This is a genomic window from Collinsella aerofaciens (assembly GCF_015555045.1).
Classification (GTDB): domain Bacteria; phylum Actinomycetota; class Coriobacteriia; order Coriobacteriales; family Coriobacteriaceae; genus Collinsella; species Collinsella aerofaciens_W.
The window spans coordinates 1-19,798 of the sequence record NZ_JADNJQ010000036.1; the positions used below are offsets into that span (position 1 = coordinate 1).

Genomic DNA, 19,798 nt, shown 5'->3' on the forward strand with positions numbered 1-19,798 from the left:
GCGCCTATGGCACTTCAACATCATTGTCGCAGCCCCGACCCGCGGTCACGAGCGGGGGCTCCTATCTTTTTAGTGCCCTCGGATTGGGTCATAGTGTCTGTCCGTCCTCTACCTGCGGCGTTGCCTTGCTCCGGATACGGTAGGGTAGTCATTGGGGACGTTCTTAAATGACTAGTCGAAAGGGACACTCTTGCACCAAATCTGCCAGCCCTCGCTGGGTTCATCCTTTACTTTACTGAGATAAAGTGAACGCGCAGATTCGTAACCCGCTCGCAACCGTTCTATGGCACGATATTGAACGAATGTATGCTATGCGCCCGAGCCTTTCGGGCAGAGTGGGAGACAGTATGGTTAAGCTGTACGAGGACGGCATCTACCTGCGCGGCGGCAGCGAGGTTGTGCCTGCGGCTGAGGCTGCCGAGCGCGGTATTACGCAGACGCCCGAGGATGCCAAGCGCGGCACCATCGCGTATTCGATCCTCCAGGCACATAATACGTCCGGAGATCCCGAGGCACTCAAGATTCGCTTCGACGCCATGGCGAGCCACGACATCACCTTTGTCGGCATCATCCAGACGGCGCGCGCCTCGGGCATGGAGCAGTTCCCGCTGCCCTACGTACTCACTAACTGCCACAACTCGCTGTGCGCCGTGGGCGGCACTATCAACGAGGACGACCACGTCTTCGGTCTCTCGGCTGCCAAAAAGTACGGCGGCATCTTCGTCCCGCCGCACATCGCCGTCATCCATTCCTTTATGCGCGAGAACTTCGCCGGCTGCGGCAAGATGATCTTGGGCTCCGACTCGCACACCCGCTACGGCGCCCTGGGCACCATGGCCGTGGGCGAGGGCGGCGGCGAGCTGGCAAAGCAGCTGCTGCGCGACACCTACGACGTCGCCTATCCCGGCGTCGTTGCCATCTACCTCACGGGCGCCCCGCGTCCCGGCGTCGGCCCGCACGATGTGGCGCTCGCCATCATCCGCGCCGTCTTTGCCAAGGGCTACGTTAAGAACAAGGTCATGGAGTTTGTGGGCCCCGGCATCGCGAGCATGACGACCGACTACCGCAATGGCGTCGATGTCATGACCACCGAGACCACCTGCCTGTCGAGCATCTGGGCCACCGACGAGGACACGCACGCGTTTTTGACCATGCACGGCCGCGGCGACGACTACCGCGAGCTCAAGCCCGCCGATGTTGCCTACTACGACGGCTGCGTCGAGGTCGATCTGTCGAGCATCAAGCCCATGATTGCGCTGCCATTCCATCCTTCCAACGGCTTTGAGATCGACGAGCTCAACGAGAACCTCGAGGACATCCTGCGCGAGGTGGAGCTCGAGGCCGCCAAGATCGGCGAGGGCAAGACGCACTTTAGCCTGCTCGACAAGATCATCGACGGCAAGCTGCATGTGCAGCAGGGCGTTATCGCCGGCTGCTCGGGCGGCAACTACGACTCCGTGGTCCAGGCTGCCCGCGTGCTCAAGGGCGCCAACACCGGCTGCGGCGAGTTCTCGCTGTCGGTCTATCCCACAAGCCAGCCCGTGGCACTCGAGCTTACACGCCGCGGCTACATCTACGACCTTATGGAGGCCGGCGCGATTGTGCGCACGGCGTTCTGCGGCCCGTGCTTCGGCGCCGGCGACACGCCCGCCAACAATGGCCTTTCGATTCGCCACACCACGCGCAATTTCCCCAACCGCGAGGGTTCCAAGCCGGGTAATGGCCAGCTGAGCGCCGTAGCCCTGATGGACGCCCGCTCCATTGCGGCGACGGCTGCCAACGGCGGCGTCCTGACGCCGGCGACCGACCTGCCCGAGGAGACTTGGGACGAGGCCTGCGAGTACACCTTTGACGACGCGCCGTACAAAAAGCGCGTGTACTGGGGCTTTGGCAAGGCGGAGCCTGCCGACGAGCTGGTCGAGGGTCCCAACATCAAGCCGTGGCCCGCGATGGAGCCTCTCGGCGACGATATCCTGCTCAAGGTGTGCTCCAAGATCATGGACCCGGTCACCACGACTGACGAGCTCATTCCCTCGGGCGAGACGAGCTCCTTCCGCTCCAACCCGCTGGGCCTGGCCGAGTTTACTCTCAGCCGCCGCGATCCGGCCTACGTGGGTCGTTCCAAGGAGGTCGACGCGGTGGAAAAGCGCCGCGTTGCCGGCGAGGCAGCAGGCGACTTGGCGGCGCTCGATGCCGAGCTTGCCGGCGTGTTTGAGGCACTGGCCGGCGCCGGCGTCGCGGCCGATGCCAAGGCGACCGAGTACGGCTCCATGCTCTATGCCAAGAAGCCCGGCGACGGTTCTGCCCGCGAGCAGGCCGCGAGCTGCCAGCGCGTCATCGGCGGCCTGGCAAACATCGTCCACGAGTACGCCACCAAGCGCTATCGCTCCAACGTGATGAACTGGGGCATGGTGCCCTTCCAGATGGAGGCCGAGCCCAACTTTGAGGTGGGCGACTACGTCTTTGTGCCGGGTATCCGCGCCGCGCTCGACGGCGATCTGAGGGGCATCGCCGCCTACGTTGTGCGCGCCGACGGCACGGTTGAGCAGATTGAGCTCTATATTGCCGATATGACGGCAGAGGAGCGTGCCATCGTCAAGGCCGGCTGCCTGATCAACTACAACAAGTTCAAGGCCGCTGCCGAGTAACTCTGCTGTACGCCCCGGCCACACCTTTCCCTCGTGCTCACGCGCTTCGCGAGGGTCGCCCGAGGGAAAGGTGTGGCCGGGGCTACCGCGACGTTCTCGTTGGGTCTTGAGGGGCGCTAATAATTGACCGGGACCATCACAAAGTTGCCTGCCCGGCGGGTCCTTATTTCGATGGGGTCCAGGTTATTTCATCGTCAAATAGCCAAGTGCGTGCCGAGCCACTGTTGCGCGCTGTCTGCGGATCGGGCTCGCAGGTTTGTTCGTAGGCATCCTCGGTACACCGATCCATAAAATCGACGACTGCCGTCTGGTCGCCCTCCATGACGTAGATTACGTCGCCATCCGAGATATAGACCCCCGGTCCTTCATTGTCCACGCAGCCGGGGTCGTATGAGACGTTGCACAATTTGCTCCCGTTTGCCGCATCGAGCTCAAGGGTCGAATAATATCCGCCAACCATTTGGCCATTCTTGGCTCGATATATTGCGGCGCCGTACCACCGCTTAAACGTCTTGCCTTTGAGTAAACTGGTTGCCTTGCCGATAAGCTGCTCATCTTTGGTGTAGCGTCTGGCCCCAAGTTCGATGCGGGGATAGTTGCTGACACCAAGCGCTGCGGGCGTACCGTCAAAATCGACGGTGACCGAATCGGGTTTGACGATATCGGTGAGGACCTCGATGGGATAGCTTACGGTCTCAACCGCCGCCTGCGTCGCAGAGGCGGGGAGAAATGCGAGATAGATAATTCCTACGCCGACTGCGGTAATCGCAAACGCTAAGACGAGCAGGCCGATATAGGTGGAGCGTTTCACGGCGGGTACCTCGCAAATAGTATGCATTCATTAAGATAAATGATACCAGCTTACGACAATCTTCAAAAGAAAGCGATCGATCGAAATGACGGGGTGAAAAGGCCCTATTGGGCTTCGATTTGACCTCTAATAGAAATATTTGCCCCACTCATTCTGGGCGTGAGGTCAATAATTGAGTCCACGAGTTTTGAGCGATACTCTTCTCACTAAACTCACTATTTTCACTATAAGCACTATAAATATGATAGGGGGACGACGAGAACAATGTGACGTGCGATAGCTAAGCCGTTTAAGCCGGACTCTGACCTTGAATCTCTGCCTCTATCTGTGCGAACGGGCTATTGTCGGTTCTCGATTCCATCGCTGCGTTTTCGTTGGGTCTTGAGGGACGCTAATAAATGGACTTGCTTGATGCCACCTCTGTTAATGGGGCGGCTTCTTTTTGTCGAAAACCACCACATTGGGAACAGGCACCTTTGTGGTGGTTCTCGGTTTGTCTCGACTTGTAACATCTTGGCCGCTAAAAGTGGGCCTGGTGTTACAGATTTAGATTTTCGATTCGGGTGTCTTCTGTTCGTCTCGATTTGTAACAGATAGAGCTCTATTTGCCGAGTAGATGTTACAGATTGAGACAAACGGGTGCCGCTGAACAATTCGTCTCGATCTGTAACATCTGGAGCCAGAAACGGTCGATAGATGTTACAGATTGAGACGGTAGCGCACCTGTGCGGCGGCGGGCCGACATCTTTACCCCTATCTCTCAATCACTCAGAAAATCTTATATATAGAGACTTAGATTTGTGTATAAGATCGTACAAAGCTGGCAACAATACTTCTCGAACAACGTGAAGCCGCCCCGTAGGGCGGCCACCCCAAGAGAGGTGATTCCATGAGAATCGATAAGCTAGCAATGACGTCGCGCGAGGCGCTGCAGACCGCCATGAGCACGGCTGCCGATGCGCAGGCCGGCGCGGTGGAGCCGATCCACCTGCTGTCCGCCCTGCTCGGTGCCGGCGAGCGCAATATCTCCGTGATCATTGAGCGCATCGGTGCCGACCCGGCTCAGCTTGCACGCTCCACACAGGATGCCATCGACCACGCGCCCAAGGTTTCGGGCGAGGGCCAGCAGATGGGCCTGTCCAACGAGCTCGTCCGCGTCATCGAGAAGGCCGAGAAGAAGGCCACCAAGATGGGCGACAGCTTTGTGGTGACCGAGCATCTGCTGATGGCGCTTGCCGAGGACAAGGGCGAGGCGGGCCGCGTGCTGCGCGACGCCGGTGTTACCAAGGAGCGTATCGAGCAGGTCTACGAGGAGCTGCGTGGCGATGACCGCGTGACGTCCGCCGAGGACAAGACCCAGTTTGAGGCGCTGGAACAGTACGGCCGCAATATCTGCGACCTTGCCCGCGCCGGCAAGCTCGACCCGGTCATTGGCCGTACCGACGAGATCCGTCGCACCATTCAGGTCCTGTCCCGCCGCACCAAGAACAACCCCGTGCTCATCGGCGAGCCGGGTGTCGGCAAGACGGCCATCGTCGAGGGCATCGCCCAGCGTATCGTGGCCGGCGACGTGCCGAGTACCCTGCGCGACCGCGACCTTATCGAGCTCGACATGAGCGCGCTGGTCGCCGGCGCTAAGTACCGCGGCGAGTTCGAGGACCGCTTGAAGGCCGTACTCAAGGAAGTCCAGAAGTCCGAGGGCAAGGTCATCCTGTTCATCGATGAGCTCCACACCATCGTGGGCGCGGGTGCCACCGAGGGCTCCATGGACGCCGGCAACATCCTCAAGCCGGCGCTCGCCCGTGGCGACCTGCACGCGATCGGCGCGACCACGCTCGACGAATACCGCAAGTACATCGAGAAGGACGCGGCGCTCGCCCGTCGTTTCCAGACCGTTATGGTGAGCGAGCCTACCGTCGAGGACACCATTTCGATCCTGCGTGGTCTGAAGGAGAAGTACGAGATCTTCCACGGTGTGCATATCACCGATAGCGCGCTCGTGGCAGCTGCCGACCTCTCCGATCGCTACATCGCCGACCGCTTCCTGCCCGACAAGGCCATCGATCTGGTCGATGAGGCGGCAAGCCGCCTGCGCATGGAACTCGACAGCATGCCGGTCGAGATCGACGCCACCACGCGTCAGCTCACTCAGCTGCAGATCGAGGAACAGGCGCTCATGAAAGAGACCGATGACGCCTCCAAGGAGCGTCTGGAGGCCCTGCGCCAGGAGATTGCCGAGGTCCAGGAAAAACTCAACGTGCAAAAGGCCGGCTGGCTCAACCAGAAGAACGCCATCGACCACGTGCAGGAGCTTAAGAGCCAGCTTGACGAGGCCAAGAGCGAGGAGGAGCGTGCGACGCGCAACGGCGATTTGGGTCGTGCGTCCGAGCTGCGCTACTCCGTGATTCCGGGCCTGCAGCAGCAGATTCAGGATTCCGAGGCCGCGCTCGAGGCGCAAAAGCAGCAGGACGGCGAGGGCCTCAACGAGCAGGTGACCTCCGATGAGATCGCCGAGGTCGTGAGCGCCTGGACCGGCGTGCCCGTGTCCAAGATGATGCAGGGCGAGCTCGACAAGCTCAAGGGCCTGGAGGGCGAGCTGCATAAGCGCGTCATCGGTCAGGATGAGGCCGTCTCCGCCGTTGCCGCGGCCGTGCGCCGCAGCCGTGCGGGCCTCTCCGATCCGGACAAGCCCATCGGCAGCTTCTTCTTCCTGGGCCCCACCGGCGTGGGCAAGACCGAGCTCGCCAAGGCGCTGGCCGAGTGCCTGTTCGATGACGAGCGCGCGCTCGTGCGTATCGACATGTCCGAGTATATGGAGAAGTTCAGCGTCCAGCGTCTGATTGGTGCGCCCCCGGGATACGTGGGCTACGACGAGGGCGGCCAGCTCACCGAGGCCGTGCGCCGTCGTCCGTACTCTGTGATCTTGCTCGACGAGATGGAGAAGGCTCATCCGGATGTCTTTAACGTGCTGTTGCAGGTGCTTGATGACGGTCGTCTGACCGATGGCCAGGGTCGCCAGGTGTCCTTCAAGAACACGATTATCATCATGACGTCCAACGTGGGCTCCAAGGCCATCGCCGATCTGTCCGGTAAGGACGAGGAGGAGATGCGCCATCAGGTCGACGCTGCCATGGCTCAGACCTTCCGCCCCGAGTTCCTCAACCGTATCGACGATATCGTGGTGTTCCATCCGCTCGGTATGGCGCAGATCGAGAAGATCGTCGACATCCAGCTCGCCGACGTCCGCGCGCGTCTGGCCAAGGAGCGCATGACGCTTGCCATCACCCCGGCGGCCAAGCAGATGCTCGCCGTGGGCGGCCTGGACCCGGTCTTTGGCGCCCGTCCGCTCAAGCGTCTGGTTCAGCGCGAGGTCGTGGATGCCATCGCCGCCGCTATCATCGACGGCACGGTGCGCGAGGGCGATCAGGTGACGGTCGATGCCGACAAGGACGGCGGCTTTACCGTCGTGTGCGACAACACGCCGGCGGCCACCTATGAGGTCCCCGACGCCGAATAGATTTATGGGACATGCCTTAAAATCTGCCAGCCGTCTCTAAACGCCAAGGGCGGCGGATCCAATTGGGTCCGCCGCCCTTTTTCGTGCGACAATCGATAATGTTGAACGGATGCGATGCAAGGAGCTATGCAGATGAAAGACGAGAACAAGACGAACGCACCGGCGGCTGAGATAGCGTCCGCCGCACCAAGGCCCGCGCCGAAACCGGCGCCCAAGCCGTGCGACCCCTGCATCCGTGCCGAGAACGAGGACGATGACGGCTACGATCCCTACAGCGATCGCCGCCCCGAGCGCGAGCCGCTGTTCGAAGCCGACCCCTGGCGCTAGTTGCATCAAGTAGCTAATTTGGCGATGATTTTCTGGGACGGGTAGTCAAAAAAGTCCCGTCCCAAATCGACTGTCCAGGGAGTCGCATTCGAGCTTGGTTGTCCTCTCAGCCACTCGGCATCCTTCGAGCAGTAATAGTGAAAAAACTTGCCTAAGTGTTAATCAAGTAAGACACAATCTTGCTCTTCAATTAATCAAGAATAGGTATAATTTTGATTAGCTAGAGAGCAAGATTGGAGAATTATGGCATTCAACGACTTGGTCGCCCGGAAAATAAAGGACTTTGAACAGCAGGGGGTTCCGCGGGTCTTTGAGCGAGACCTTGATCTAGGAAATCCACAGGAGCCAAAGCGCGACAACATCGTAAATGTGATTGTGGGGGCCCGCCGTTGTGGAAAGACGTATCGCCTGTATCAGGAGATGCGGCGGCTTCAGAGCCGGGGCGTCGAGCTTGACCGGATGCTTTACTTCAATTTTGAGGATGAGCGCTTGCGCCCGTATGAGCCATCGCTGCTGGCGGACGTGCTCGACACGTTCTATGCGCTGTATCCTGCTGCTCGAACCGAGGGCGCTTATATTTTCTTTGACGAGATCCAGGAAATTCCCGAATGGGGTGCGTTTCTGCGGCGTGTAGTCGATACGGAGAAAGCGACCGTCTATGTGACGGGATCTTCTTCTAAGATGCTGTCCTCAGAACTTAAGAGCGAGTTCAGGGGTCGTTCTCTTGTGCGAGAGCTTTTTCCATTGAGCTTTTCGGAATACGTTCGATATAAGACGGGGAACGTTCCCGAGCCAGATGTGACCTTTTCCCCGAGCGATGCGGCGCTGCTTCGACATCATCTGATCGGATATCTTGAACGAGGGGGATTCATCGCGACACTTGGGCAGACGCCCGCAGACGCGATTCAGCTGCTACAGGAATATGCTTCGCGAACGGTCGCCATGGACGTCGTTGAACGCTACGACGTCAAGAACCCTCGCCTGGCATCGCTGTTCCTGACGCGGTGTATGGCATCTTCGGGACGAGAGCTGTCGGTGAACAAAGTGTATAACGAGTTCAAGAGCAGGCAGATACCCGTCAGTCGTAATTCGCTCAGCGACTTACTTGAGTATTATGAGGACGCCTACCTGTTGTTTTCTGTGCCGGAGTTCACGCGTTCACTGGCAAATAACATGCGGTCTGCGTCTAAGGTCTACGCTGTCGATCCTGCGATGTTTGGAGCATTCTCTCCCGCATCGGCATTGGACCAGGGCCAGAGGCTCGAGACCGCAGTGTTCAATGCGCTAAGAAGAAGGACTCCCGCGGTGAGGACCGGCTCGGTCTGCCGCCTGCTAATCAAAGAGAAGAGTAAAAGCCATGAGGTGGACTTTGTTGCTGGGGACGCACTTCTCATGCGGGCTTATAGCCTGATTCAGGTGAGCGCGGATATGGCAAGTGAGAAAACGCGCGAGCGCGAAATTGCCGCGCTTGATGCCTCGATGGCCCAGTTCGATCTTGGCGAGTCGGCAATCGTTACCATGGATGAACAGACCGATATTCCATGCGAGCACGGTGTGGTACACGTTATGCCCGCATGGAAGTGGCTCCTTGCCTAATCATCTATGGGCCTGTGGGGTCAGGACCTCCTGGCTCCTTCATCACGGTTGGGGAGCACCTTGCTGTGCCAGGCTAGTCCTGGGCTTTGATGCTCGGCAGGAGAATCTGGGCGAGGTAGTCGGTCTCGAGTTTGGTGGCGGCGTCTGCGTTGCCGTCTTTGCCAACCAGGTCGTTCTTGATCTGGCTATAGGTGTAGCGGTTGCCGGTCGTAAGCTCGACAAGCTCAATGGCCGTGTCCATGGGGTAGGTTGACACGGGGTTCTGCGTCCGTCCGTTGATGGTCTGGGGCACCACGTACGGATAGACGGGGCCGCTGGCGTAGACGGTATAACCGTTGCCTAGATTGGCCGCGCCCAAAACCGTATCGCCTTCATCGGGCGTAAAGCTCTCGCCCTCGCGCACCGCGACGAGCGTCACGAGCGGCGTATTGGCGTCGTCGCCCAGATAAATGCATAGCGTGCTTCCGTTTTGCCAAGTTGCGACCTTGCCGTACCACTCGACGGGAATATCGAGCTGGTAGAGGTCGGTTGCCTTGTGGCGAGCGTCAGCATCACGGGACGCCTGTGCCTTTTGCACGCTCACGGCATTGACGGCGGCGTCGCGCCGCGCGGTTGCTGCCTGCTGGAGCACTTTGGCAGCCGCGGCGGAGCTCGCACCGCCCTCTTCGGCATACTTGGCGGCGGCATCGATCTGGTCGTCGGTTACCGTGTCGGCCGAAGGCACCTTGAGCTTAAAGGTGGCCTGGGCACTTAAATCCTGTCCATCGCTCTTAACGGTGACCTGCGTCTTGGTGGTCGGGACGGTATAGACGGTGCCGTCGGCCGCGATGGGGGAGGCGGCGATGGAGAGCGTGTAATCGCCGGGCAGCAGTTTGATGCCGCGGCCGTGCTCGTCAACATAGAGTGTTTCGCTCACGGAGGAGCCATCAGCGTCCTGACCGCTCACCTGTACGGGAATCTTGGAGCCGGTGGAACAGTCGAGGCCCGCGGCATGCACGCCAATCTGCACTGACATCATCGTGTGGGCATTGGCGGCGGCAGCGGCAGCCTGCTCTTGCTGATATCCGTTCCAAGCAGCATAGCCTGCACCGCCGGCGACGAGCGCGACGGCTACGACACCGGCGACCATCAGATTGCGGCGCTTGGGCGACATCTTGCGATGGCGAACCTCGGCCTCGCGTGCCGAGGGAACGGACGGCAGGGGAATATCGCCCATGGCGATGGTCTCGTCCACGGCTGGTGCGGAACCCAGGCCAGGAAGCTCGCGGGTCAGCGAATCCTCGGCCGGCAAGCTGTCGAGCAAGACGGTTTCCTCACCCGTGTCGGATTCGGGCTGATTGCCGGCCTCGCTTTCGGTGTCTTCGTGATCTGCCTCATCCTCGGCAGGCTCAACGTCGCCTGCATCCTGATCATCGGATTGCGCCTCGGTTTCCGGCTCATCCTGCACATCAACGCCCGAATCGTCAAACGCAATCTCATCGAGTGAAATCCGGTCTAAGCTCTCCAAGGCCTCAGCGCAAGCTTCTGCATCTTGGGCCGCATCCTCTTGGCCCATCGTCTCATCTTTCATATATCCCCCAAGCTCAATATCGGGACAACACTGTACCCAAAAACAGAGTCATATAGAGCTGTCAGGCGATTGGAAATCTGATTTTATCTGTGCGAGAGGTTTTGAATATGTGCGTGGATGCGCGTAACAACAAAAAGCCCCCGGAAAGCGGACAAATCGCTTTCCGGGGGCATGCAATACGTTGCATTGCGCGGAGTCGGCCAGGCGGCTTCACATTCAAGCGGCGTTTGCGTCAGGCGCGTTACTCGGCGTGCGCGTAATCCACCTTGGCGCGGCGAGCGGTAGCCTTCTCCCAATCGCTGGTGCCCTCAAAGACATCCTGCTTGTAGGGATTGCGGCCGAGCTTCTTGGCGCGGTAGGCGATGTAGATGATCGCGGCGACGTTGGCGACCAGAGCGGCGATCGAGACCGCGGTAGCGGCGCCGGGGTCGAGCGTGGAGTGGGTCACAAAGATGGACTCCTCCTGGAAGTACGGGAACACCTGGGCAAACATGCACCAAATGGCCAGCGTAAAGGCGCGGTTCTGGATCCAGCCGCCCTTGTTCCAGATAAAGGCGGCGACGGTGGGCGCCAGAAGCAGCGCAAAGCCGCAGAACCAGGAGTGGGTGGGCAGGCAGTTGTAGGTGTAGCAGAAGTTCCAGATATCGTAGGCGATGATGTAGACCCAGGTCATATCGGGCCACAGCATGTCGGTCTGATCCTCGGAGGCGTAGACGCTCCACCAACCGGTCATGCAGAAGATGTTGATAATACCGGCGATGCCGTTGAACACGTTGTTCCAGCCGGCCAGCTGCGTAGCACCTTCGGAGGTGACCCAGGTGGACTCGCCCAGGACAAAGAAGTGATAGGCGCTCTCAAAGTCGGACACGACGGCGATCATGATGTTGATGGCGACGATCACAAACGGCCATGCGCGGAACCAATGCGCCTTGCCAATCTTGCCCCACTGGTACTTAATGGCAATGAAGCCCCAGCAACCGGCCAGCGCCGCGTATACCTTGGCGTAGTGGAACCAGCTGTTCTGGTACACATGGGTGGGGTTGGTGAGCGCCCACTCGGCACCCTGCGAGACGCCGATGGCGATGGCGACGCAATAGATGGTCATGGCCAGCGGAGCCACGCCAAAGATGATTGCCGCGCCCAGCTTGGTGCGGCGGCCGACCTCGTTGAGCACGATCAGGCCAATAAAGACCATGGCCCAGCCGGCCCAGTGGATAAGGGTATCGCTACTCCAAACATCGAACAGCATGCTGCTCTCCTTCCACACGCCCGCGGCCCCTCTTCTAATCGCGGGCAGTTTGGCCAAATGTCGTCAGTTCTGGGGCTTGCGCTCCGGATACTTGGCGGTATAGCCCTCGATGTGGAGTGTCGAGGCGATGATTTCCTTGACCGTCTCGTCGGGCACATCGGGGTGCGTGCGGATATACATCAACAACCCCATGATGAGGGTGTAGAACGTCTCGTAGACATGGTCGATGCGTAGCTCATGATGGGCGGCAAAATCCACCACGGTGGTGTCGCAGATATACTGCGCCACACGCTGGACCACGTTGTGCAAAAAGCCGCCGTAGAGCGCGCCGCTGCTTGAGGTGAGCGTACTCGGCAGCTCGTGGCCGCTGACGACCAGGCGCTTAAAGAGCGGGGCGACGGTGTCGAGTGCGCCCTCGATATCACCGACGGTGCGGTTGGCATTCCACTGCTCGAGCTCGGAGATAAAACCGTCGATCGCCTCGTCCATGACGGCGGTGACAGCGGCGTCCATGTCGGCAAAGTAGTGGTAGAACAATGAGCGCGTGCAGCCGGCTCGCTTGGTCACGGCCGAGACGGATAGATGCGACACGCCTAGCTCAGAGCTCACGGTGCGCACGGCGGCGAGGATCTCGCGACGGCGTTCGTCGCCCGTCAAGCGCTTTGCCGCGCTATCGGATGCGGGGACGGCATCGACCACAGAGGTATCTGCTGTGTTGTTGCTCATGTTTTGCCGCCTTTCATCCTCTTTTGCCTGACCGTTCGCCTAACAGTCTTGAATATTGTTGACGGTTCGTCAATACTATTTTTGACACAATGTCAACTAATGGCGGGTGAACGGCATGGGGGCATGCCCGGCCTGCAAAAAAGAGGGGTGCCGCGGTCTCGCCGGGCTGTGGCAAGAGAAGGGACAACCATGATTCTCAACGGACCGGGGATTAGCTACACCGAGCCCGACATCGGTTCGGAGTTCGTGCCGCCGCTGCCGGAGCATCCGCGCGAGGCCATCGTCAAGCTGTGCGAGCACTGCACCAACCGTCTGCTGCATCGCGATGAGCTGCTGGGCTACGAGTACTGGTCGTTTGCCGAGGCCGCGACTGACGAGCAGGCCGAAGTGCTCTGCAAGATGAAGATGCGCCGTCCCTATACGCTGCCCGAGATGGTCAAGCTCACCGGCATGCCCGAAGCCGATATCGAGAAGATGCTCGACGATATGAGCTACACGGGCCTGCTCGAGTACAACTGGGAAAACCCCGAGCGCGCCAAGCAGTGGGTGCTGCCCATGCTGGTGCCGGGTTCCGCTGAGTTTCTCAACATGCGCGTGAGCCAGCTCGAGGAGCACCCGGTCTATGCCAAGTTCTTTGAGCAGGCGTCCAAGGGACCGCTGTCCAAGGCCACGCCGATGGTGCCGCCCGGTGGTGCCGGCATCGGCATGCATGTCATTCCGGTCGAGAAGGCTATCGATGCCGCGAGCACGTCGGTGCCGATCGAGCATATCGAGCATTGGCTCGACAAATACGATGGCAAATATGCCGCTAGCACCTGCAGCTGCCGCGCGAGCCGTCGCGTGATGGGTGAGGGCTGCGCCGACGACCCGGCCGATTGGTGCATCGCCGTGGGCGATATGGCCGACTACGTGGTCGAGACCGACCGCGGCCATTACGTGGCGCGCGACGAGGTTTACGACATCCTGCGCCAGGCCGAGGACAACGGCTTTGTGCACCAGATCACCAACATCGACGGCGAGAACAAGATCTTCGCCATCTGCAACTGCAACGTCAACGTGTGCTACGCCCTGCGCACCTCGCAGCTGTTCAACACGCCCAACCTGTCGCGCTCGGCCTATGTCGCCAAGGTCGAGAAGGACAAGTGCGTGGCCTGCGGTCGCTGCGTTGAGGTGTGCCCGGCCGGTGCCGCTAAGCTGGGCCAGAAGCTCTGCAGCAAAAAGGCCGGCGGACAGGTGCCCGAGTATCCGCGCCAGGAGCTGCCCGATGCCACCAAATGGGACCACACCAAGTGGTCGCCCAACTACCGCAACGACAACCGCATCGAGACGTATGAATCCGGCACCGCACCCTGCAAGACGGCCTGTCCCGCGCACGTTGCCGTTCAGGGCTACCTTAAGCTTGCTGCCCAGGGTCGCTACGACGAGGCGCTGGCGCTCATCAAGCGCGAGAACCCGCTGCCCGCCATCTGCGGCCGCGTGTGCAATCGCCGCTGCGAGGATGCCTGCACCCGTGGCCGCGTGGACGCCGCCGTGGCCATCGACGAGGTCAAGAAGTTCATCGCCCAGCGCGATCTGGATGCCGCGACCCGCTATGTCCCACCTGTGGTGACCCCGACGCGTGCCGGCGGCTTCGACCAGAAGATCGCCATCATCGGTGCCGGTCCGGCCGGCCTGTCCTGCGCTTTCTACCTGGCCGAGAAGGGCTACAAGCCCGTCGTGTTCGAGAAGAACGAGCGCCCGGGCGGCATGCTCACCTACGGCATTCCCAGCTTTAAGCTGCAGAAGGATGTCATCGAGGTCGAGGTCGAGATCATTCGCCTGATGGGTGCCGAGTTCCGCTATGGCGTGGAAGTCGGTCGCGACGTGACGCTCGACGAGCTGCGCGCGCAGGGCTTTAAGGCCTTCTACGTTGCCATTGGCTGCCAGGGCGGCCGCCTTGCGGGCATTCCGGGCGAGGGTGCCGAGGACGTGACCGTGGCCGTCGACTTCCTTCGCGAGGTTAACAGCGGCAAGATCGATTCCCTGTCCGGCCGCACCATTGTGGTGGGCGGCGGCAACGTGGCCATCGACGTTGCCCGCAACGCCTGCCGTCTGGGCTCTGAGCATGTTGAGATGTTCTGCCTGGAGAGCGAGGCTCAGATGCCCGCCAGAGAGGAGGAGCGTCGCGAGGCCGTTGAGGACGGCGCTCACATCAGCTGCGGATGGGGCCCCAAGGAGATTCACCTGGACGAGGCCGGTCGCGTGTGCGGCATCACCTTCAAGCGCTGCACGCGTGTCTTTGACGACGAGGGCCGTTTTGCGCCCGAGTACGACGAGAACGATCTGCGCCGTGTCGATGCCGATCGTGTCGTTATGTCGATTGGCCAGTCCATTGTGTGGGGCGACCTGCTGGCTGGCTCCAAGGTGGAGCTTGGCCGCGGCCAGGGCGCCCTTGCCGATCCCCAGACCTATCAGACTGCCGAGCCCGACATCTTTGTGGGCGGCGACGTCTACACCGGTCCGAGCTTTGCCATCGACGCCATCGCCGCCGGTCACGAGGCCGCCGTGTCCATCCATCGCTTTGTGCAGCCGGGATCCACGCTCACCATCGGCCGCAACCAGCGTCGTTACACCGCGCTCGACCGCGACGATGTCGTGATCGAGAGCTACGACAACGCGAGCCGCGAGGTGGCGCATGTCGACCGCGAGCGCGAGAAGGCTGCGCCGTTTAGCGAGTACGTCGAGACCTTTACCGAGGAGCAGGTGCGCGCCGAGACCGCCCGCTGCCTGGGCTGCGGTGCCTCGATCGTCGACCCCAACAAGTGCATCGGCTGCGGTCTGTGCACCACCAAGTGCGCGTTCGATGCCATCCACCTGGATCGCGATCGCCCCGAGTGCTCCACGATGGTCAAATACGAGCAAAAGCTTCCGAGCCTTGGCAAGTATGCTTTAAAGCGTGCAATCAAAATCAAGTTCGGTCGTAAATAGGTAACCATGGCGGGTAAGGGGACGGCGCAGGCTAGATTTTGCCGTCCCCTTGCTTTGAGTTTGCATCGCATCAACCGTTGTTGAAAGGTTTCTACCTTGCATGAATTGGGAATCGTTTACCACATCATTCGCGATGTCGAGAACGTGGCGCGCGCCAATGGCGTGAGTCGCGTTTCGAGCGTCACGCTGCTGCTGGGCGAGGTCTCGGGCGTCGTTCCCGACTTGCTGCTCGACGCTTGGCGCTGGGCGGCAGATAAAAAGCCCATCGCGCAGGGCGCGGAGCTTATTGTGGAGCCCGTCGAGGCCGTGACGCATTGCGAGGCGTGCGGCTGCGACTACGCGACGGTCGAGCACGGGAAGACCTGCCCCCATTGCGGTAGCGGCGATACCTATCTGCTCCAGGGCCAAGAGGTCATGATCAAGCAGATTGAGACCCCCGACGAGGAACCGGCAGACGCTGCTCCTGACGGCCTCTCCGACGCCCCCGATGCCGTCGACGCCGCCAACCCTCTCCACATCGCCTAACATCTAATGTCTACATGGGCTAGAGTTCTAAACATATTTGCTTCGGTTAGTCAAGTCATGTCTGTTTAAACAAAATGGTGGCACGCAGACGCATTGGGATTCACCTAAAAGCGGTCTTAACGAACGGTGCACCTTTATATGTCTTTGAAAACAATCAGCAAATCACGTTTTATCAGGCAATGAGCTATAAGCCAGCAACGTAATCAATTTGTAACAAACATAGACGTTTAAACAAATAATCCAACCTTTTGCGAATTTAGCTATAATTCCACAATCCAAACAGGTATACTCCTTTCATGTCGTGTAGGAAATACGTAGACAAAAAGGAGGTTATGTGATGGTAAGTATTGTTCTTGCTAGCCACGGGGACTTGGCAGCTGGAATCAAGCAGACGGGCTCGATGGTCTTTGGCGATCAGCCGTCTGTTGCCGTGGTCTCGCTCGAGCCGAGCATGGGCCCCGACGATTTCCGTGCCAAGGTCGAGGAAGCAGTCGCTTCCTTCGAGGACCAGGAGCAGGTGCTCTTCCTCGTTGATTTGTGGGGCGGCACGCCGTTCAACCAGATTAGCGGGCTCATCGAGGGCCATGATTCCTGGGCTATCGTCACCGGTGTCAACCTGCCTATGCTCATCGAGGCATATTCGCAGCGTTTTGATGCAAAGAACACTGCACATGCGATCGCAAAACATCTCGTGACTGAGGCAAAGGCTGGCGTGCGCGTCAAGCCCGAGTCTCTGGAGCCCGAGGAGAAGAAGCCGGCTGTGGCCGCCGCTGCTCCTGCAGGCGCCATCCCTCCGGGAACGGTCATCGGCGACGGGCACATCAAGATCGCCCACGTCCGTATCGACACCCGTCTGCTGCATGGTCAGGTGGCCACCACGTGGACCAAGCAGATCAACCCCAACCGCATCATCGTGGTTTCCGACGGCGTTGCTCACGACGAGCTCCGCAAGACCATGATCGAGCAGGCTGCCCCTCCGGGAGTCCATGCCAACGTCGTGCCCATCAAGAAGATGGCTGAGGTCGTCAAGGACACGCGTTTTGGTGACACCAAGGCCATGCTGCTCTTCGAGAACCCGCAGGATCTGCTCAAGGCCATCGAGGCCGGCGTCGACATCAAGGAAGTCAACATCGGTTCCATGGCTCACTCCAAGGGCAAGGTCGTCGTCACCAACGCCGTCGCTATGGGCGATGACGACGTTAAGACCCTCGAGGCCCTCAAGGCCAAGGGCGTCAAGTTCGAGGTCCGCAAGGTTCCTTCGGATGCCTCCGAGGATCTCGACGCCATGTTGAAGAAAGCTAAGGCCGAACTGGCCGCTCAAGCATAGTAAAGGAGGGTCCGATACATGTCTGCAATCACTATTCTGCTTGTTGCGATTGTCGCGTTGCTTGCCGGTATGGAAGGCATTCTGGATGAGTTCCAGTTCCATCAGCCGCTCGTGGCATGCACGCTTATCGGTCTCGTAACCGGTCACCTTCAGGAGGGCATCCTCCTGGGCGGTTCGCTCCAGATGATGGCCCTTGGCTGGGCTAACGTCGGCGCCGCCGTCGCGCCTGACGCCGCTCTGGCCTCGGTCGCTTCTTCGATCATCATGGTGCTCGCCCTCAACGGCGGCGCCACTGATTCGGCCAAGGCCGTTACCGCGGCCATCGCCGTCGCCGTCCCGCTGTCGGTCGCTGGTCTGTTCCTGACCATGATCTGCCGTACCATTGCTACCGCTATCGCTCACGCCATGGACGGTTGCGCCGAGAAGGGCGACTTCTCCGGCATCGAGCGCTGGCAGTACGCTGCCATCCTCATGCAGGGCCTTCGTATCGCCATCCCGGCAGTACTTCTGTGCGTCATCCCGGCCGAGGCTGTTACCAACGCGCTTAACGCTATGCCCGACTGGCTGTCCGGCGGCATGGCCGTCGGCGGCGGCATGGTCGCTTCCGTCGGTTACGCCATGGTCATCAACATGATGGCCACCAAGGAGACCTGGCCGTTCTTTATCCTCGGCTTTGTCCTTGCTGCCATCCCTCAGCTCACGCTGATCGCCCTTGGCCTCATCGGCATCTCCCTTGCCCTCATCTACCTTGGCCTTAAGGATCTGGCCAAGCAGGGTGGCGGCATGGGCGGTGGCTCCGGCGACCCGCTCGGCGACATTCTGAACGATTACGAGTAGGAGGGGAGTGATACATATGGCAGAGAACAAGATTCAGCTCACCAAGGCTGACCGTAAGAAGGTTTGCTTCCGTCATCAGTTCCTTCAGGGCTCGTGGAACTACGAGCGTATGCAGAACGGCGGCTGGTGCTTCGCAATGATCCCTGCGATCAAGAAGCTCTACACCAGCAAGGATGACCAGATTGCCGCTCTTAAGCGCCACCTGGAGTTCTATAACACCCACCCCTATGTTTCCGCCCCCGTCATTGGCGTTACCCTCGCCCTCGAGGAGGAGCGCGCCAACGGTGCTCCGATCGATGACGTCGCCATCCAGGGCGTCAAGGTCGGTATGATGGGCCCGCTCGCCGGCGTCGGTGACCCCGTCTTCTGGTTCACCCTTCGCCCGATTCTGGGCGCTCTGGGCGCTTCCCTGGCCATGTCCGGCAGCATCGTCGGTCCGCTGCTGTTCTTCTTCGCGTGGAACATCATCCGTTACGCTTTCCTGTGGTACACACAGGAGTTTGGCTACAAGGTCGGCTCCTCTATCGCCAAGGACCTCTCCGGCGGTCTGATGGGCAAGGTCACCGAGGGCGCTTCCATCCTGGGTATGTTCATCATCGGCGCCCTGGTCGAGCGCTGGGTGTCCATTTCCTTCACCCCGATCGTCTCCACGGTCAAGCAGTCTGCTGGCGCCTTTATCGACTGGGCTAGCCTGCCCTCCGGTTCCGAGGGTATCAAGGAAGCGCTGACGATGTACAACTCCGTCGGTGCTACCGCCCTTGATCAGATGAAGGTCACCACGCTCCAGGGTAACCTCGATCAGCTCATCCCCGGCCTTGCCGCCGTGTGCCTGACCCTGCTGGTCTGCAAGCTCCTCAAGAAGAAGGTCAGCCCGATCGTCATCATCCTGGCTCTCTTCGCCGTCGGCATCATCGGTCGCTTCTGCGGCTTCATGTAAGCACGCTTCGGCTTAAGACCGAGAGTTGCTAGGTAAGGGCTTTTGAGCCATTGAAACGGACCGCACCCGGTGGGTACACTGGATGCGGTCCGATTGTTTTTATTGGAGGGAGAGGCGCGTATGGCGCAATCTCAGAACAGCAAGGTCGATCTGGCAACGCCGGCAACCTGCCTGATGGGGCTTACCAGCCACGGTAACGTGATGGTGGGCAATAAGGCGTTCGAGTACTATAACGAGCGCAATCCCGAGGATTATATTCAAATCCCGTGGGACGAGGTCGACTATATTGCCGCCGAGGTTTTGCGCGGCACCAAGAAGATTACGCGTTTTGCCATCTTCACCAAGGACAACGGTCACTTTACGTTTTCGACGCGCGACGACAAAGAGACGCTTCGTGCGGTCCGCAAGTACGTCGACGAGGATAAGCTCGTGCGTTCGCCCGACTTTATCGATGTGACGGCCAAGGGCGCCAAGAGCATCCCCTCCGTTATCAAAAACCTCTTCCACAAAGGTAACTAGTCATTAAAGAGCGCCCCCCAAGTGGGACGCAGTTTCCCATGGGACTCGATCGGGAAAGTGCATCCCAGTTCGAGCGCCGATTCCGGGATGTAGTTTCCGGAACGGGGTCGTTTGGGAAACTGTGTCCCGTTTCGAGCCGAAATACTGGGACACAGTTTCCAGCGAGGTCGCGCGCGCAGACGTGGTGTAAGAGTGTCCTGAGGTCCGTCGCTGCAAGTCCCGATGTTACTCCTTCTTGAGAC

General features: G+C 59.9%; 14 protein-coding genes. 10 read left to right on the forward strand and 4 right to left on the reverse strand.

Annotated features, from left to right (window positions below; translation table 11 throughout):
* Positions 1-347 precede the first annotated feature (347 nt).
* Positions 348-2,648, forward strand: coding sequence for a hydratase (locus tag I2E45_RS09360; protein WP_195445870.1), 2,301 nt, complete (start codon positions 348-350; stop codon positions 2,646-2,648).
* A 163-nt stretch (positions 2,649-2,811) separates the two neighbouring features.
* On the opposite strand, the gene I2E45_RS09365 is transcribed toward I2E45_RS09360, so the two are convergent.
* Positions 2,812-3,459, reverse strand: coding sequence for a hypothetical protein (locus I2E45_RS09365; protein ID WP_117746525.1), 648 nt, complete (start codon positions 3,457-3,459; stop codon positions 2,812-2,814).
* Between the two features lie 889 nt (positions 3,460-4,348).
* Between I2E45_RS09365 and clpB the strand changes: the two genes are divergently transcribed.
* The 3 genes from clpB (at position 4,349) to I2E45_RS09380 (ending at position 8,899) form a co-directional block, all read left to right on the forward strand.
* On the forward strand, positions 4,349-6,976 hold the full coding sequence (clpB, locus tag I2E45_RS09370; RefSeq protein WP_195445871.1) for an ATP-dependent chaperone ClpB: 2,628 nt from the start codon (positions 4,349-4,351) through the stop codon (positions 6,974-6,976).
* Between the two features lie 132 nt (positions 6,977-7,108).
* Positions 7,109-7,303 carry a hypothetical protein gene (locus I2E45_RS09375; protein WP_229058926.1) on the forward strand — a complete coding sequence of 65 codons (195 nt, stop codon included), beginning with the start codon at positions 7,109-7,111 and terminating at the stop codon, positions 7,301-7,303.
* A 243-nt stretch (positions 7,304-7,546) separates the two neighbouring features.
* Positions 7,547-8,899 carry an ATP-binding protein gene (locus I2E45_RS09380; protein WP_195445873.1) on the forward strand — a complete coding sequence of 451 codons (1,353 nt, stop codon included), beginning with the start codon at positions 7,547-7,549 and terminating at the stop codon, positions 8,897-8,899.
* Between the two features lie 73 nt (positions 8,900-8,972).
* Here the strand turns inward: I2E45_RS09380 and I2E45_RS09385 are convergent, their stop codons facing one another.
* The 3 genes from I2E45_RS09385 to I2E45_RS09395 form a co-directional block, all read right to left on the reverse strand.
* Positions 8,973-10,469 carry a hypothetical protein gene (locus tag I2E45_RS09385; protein WP_195445874.1) on the reverse strand — a complete coding sequence of 499 codons (1,497 nt, stop codon included), beginning with the start codon at positions 10,467-10,469 and terminating at the stop codon, positions 8,973-8,975.
* A gap of 241 nt (positions 10,470-10,710) precedes the next feature.
* Entirely contained in the window at positions 10,711-11,718 is a 1,008-nt protein-coding gene (locus I2E45_RS09390) for a DUF5692 family protein (protein WP_195445875.1), read from the reverse strand.
* A gap of 63 nt (positions 11,719-11,781) precedes the next feature.
* The gene (locus I2E45_RS09395) at positions 11,782-12,444 is read right to left on the reverse strand and encodes a TetR/AcrR family transcriptional regulator (protein ID WP_195445876.1); all 663 of its coding nucleotides are present in this window, start codon (positions 12,442-12,444) and stop codon (positions 11,782-11,784) included.
* A gap of 189 nt (positions 12,445-12,633) precedes the next feature.
* Between I2E45_RS09395 and I2E45_RS09400 the strand changes: the two genes are divergently transcribed.
* From I2E45_RS09400 to I2E45_RS09425, 6 genes are all read left to right on the forward strand, one after another.
* The gene (locus I2E45_RS09400) at positions 12,634-15,411 is read left to right on the forward strand and encodes an FAD-dependent oxidoreductase (protein WP_195445877.1); all 2,778 of its coding nucleotides are present in this window, start codon (positions 12,634-12,636) and stop codon (positions 15,409-15,411) included.
* 96 nt (positions 15,412-15,507) lie between these two features.
* Entirely contained in the window at positions 15,508-15,936 is a 429-nt protein-coding gene (locus I2E45_RS09405) for a hydrogenase maturation nickel metallochaperone HypA (RefSeq protein WP_195445878.1), read from the forward strand.
* Between the two features lie 337 nt (positions 15,937-16,273).
* A complete protein-coding gene (locus I2E45_RS09410) occupies positions 16,274-17,263 on the forward strand; it encodes a PTS sugar transporter subunit IIB (protein WP_195445879.1) in 990 nt (329 codons plus the stop codon).
* 18 nt (positions 17,264-17,281) lie between these two features.
* Positions 17,282-18,100 carry a PTS mannose/fructose/sorbose transporter subunit IIC gene (locus tag I2E45_RS09415; RefSeq protein WP_195445880.1) on the forward strand — a complete coding sequence of 273 codons (819 nt, stop codon included), beginning with the start codon at positions 17,282-17,284 and terminating at the stop codon, positions 18,098-18,100.
* A 16-nt stretch (positions 18,101-18,116) separates the two neighbouring features.
* Positions 18,117-19,037: a PTS system mannose/fructose/sorbose family transporter subunit IID gene (locus I2E45_RS09420; protein WP_035136639.1), complete on the forward strand. Its 921-nt coding sequence runs from the start codon at positions 18,117-18,119 to the stop codon at positions 19,035-19,037.
* Between the two features lie 120 nt (positions 19,038-19,157).
* On the forward strand, positions 19,158-19,556 hold the full coding sequence (locus tag I2E45_RS09425; protein WP_195445881.1) for a DUF956 family protein: 399 nt from the start codon (positions 19,158-19,160) through the stop codon (positions 19,554-19,556).
* The last annotated feature ends 242 nt before the right edge of the window (positions 19,557-19,798 follow it).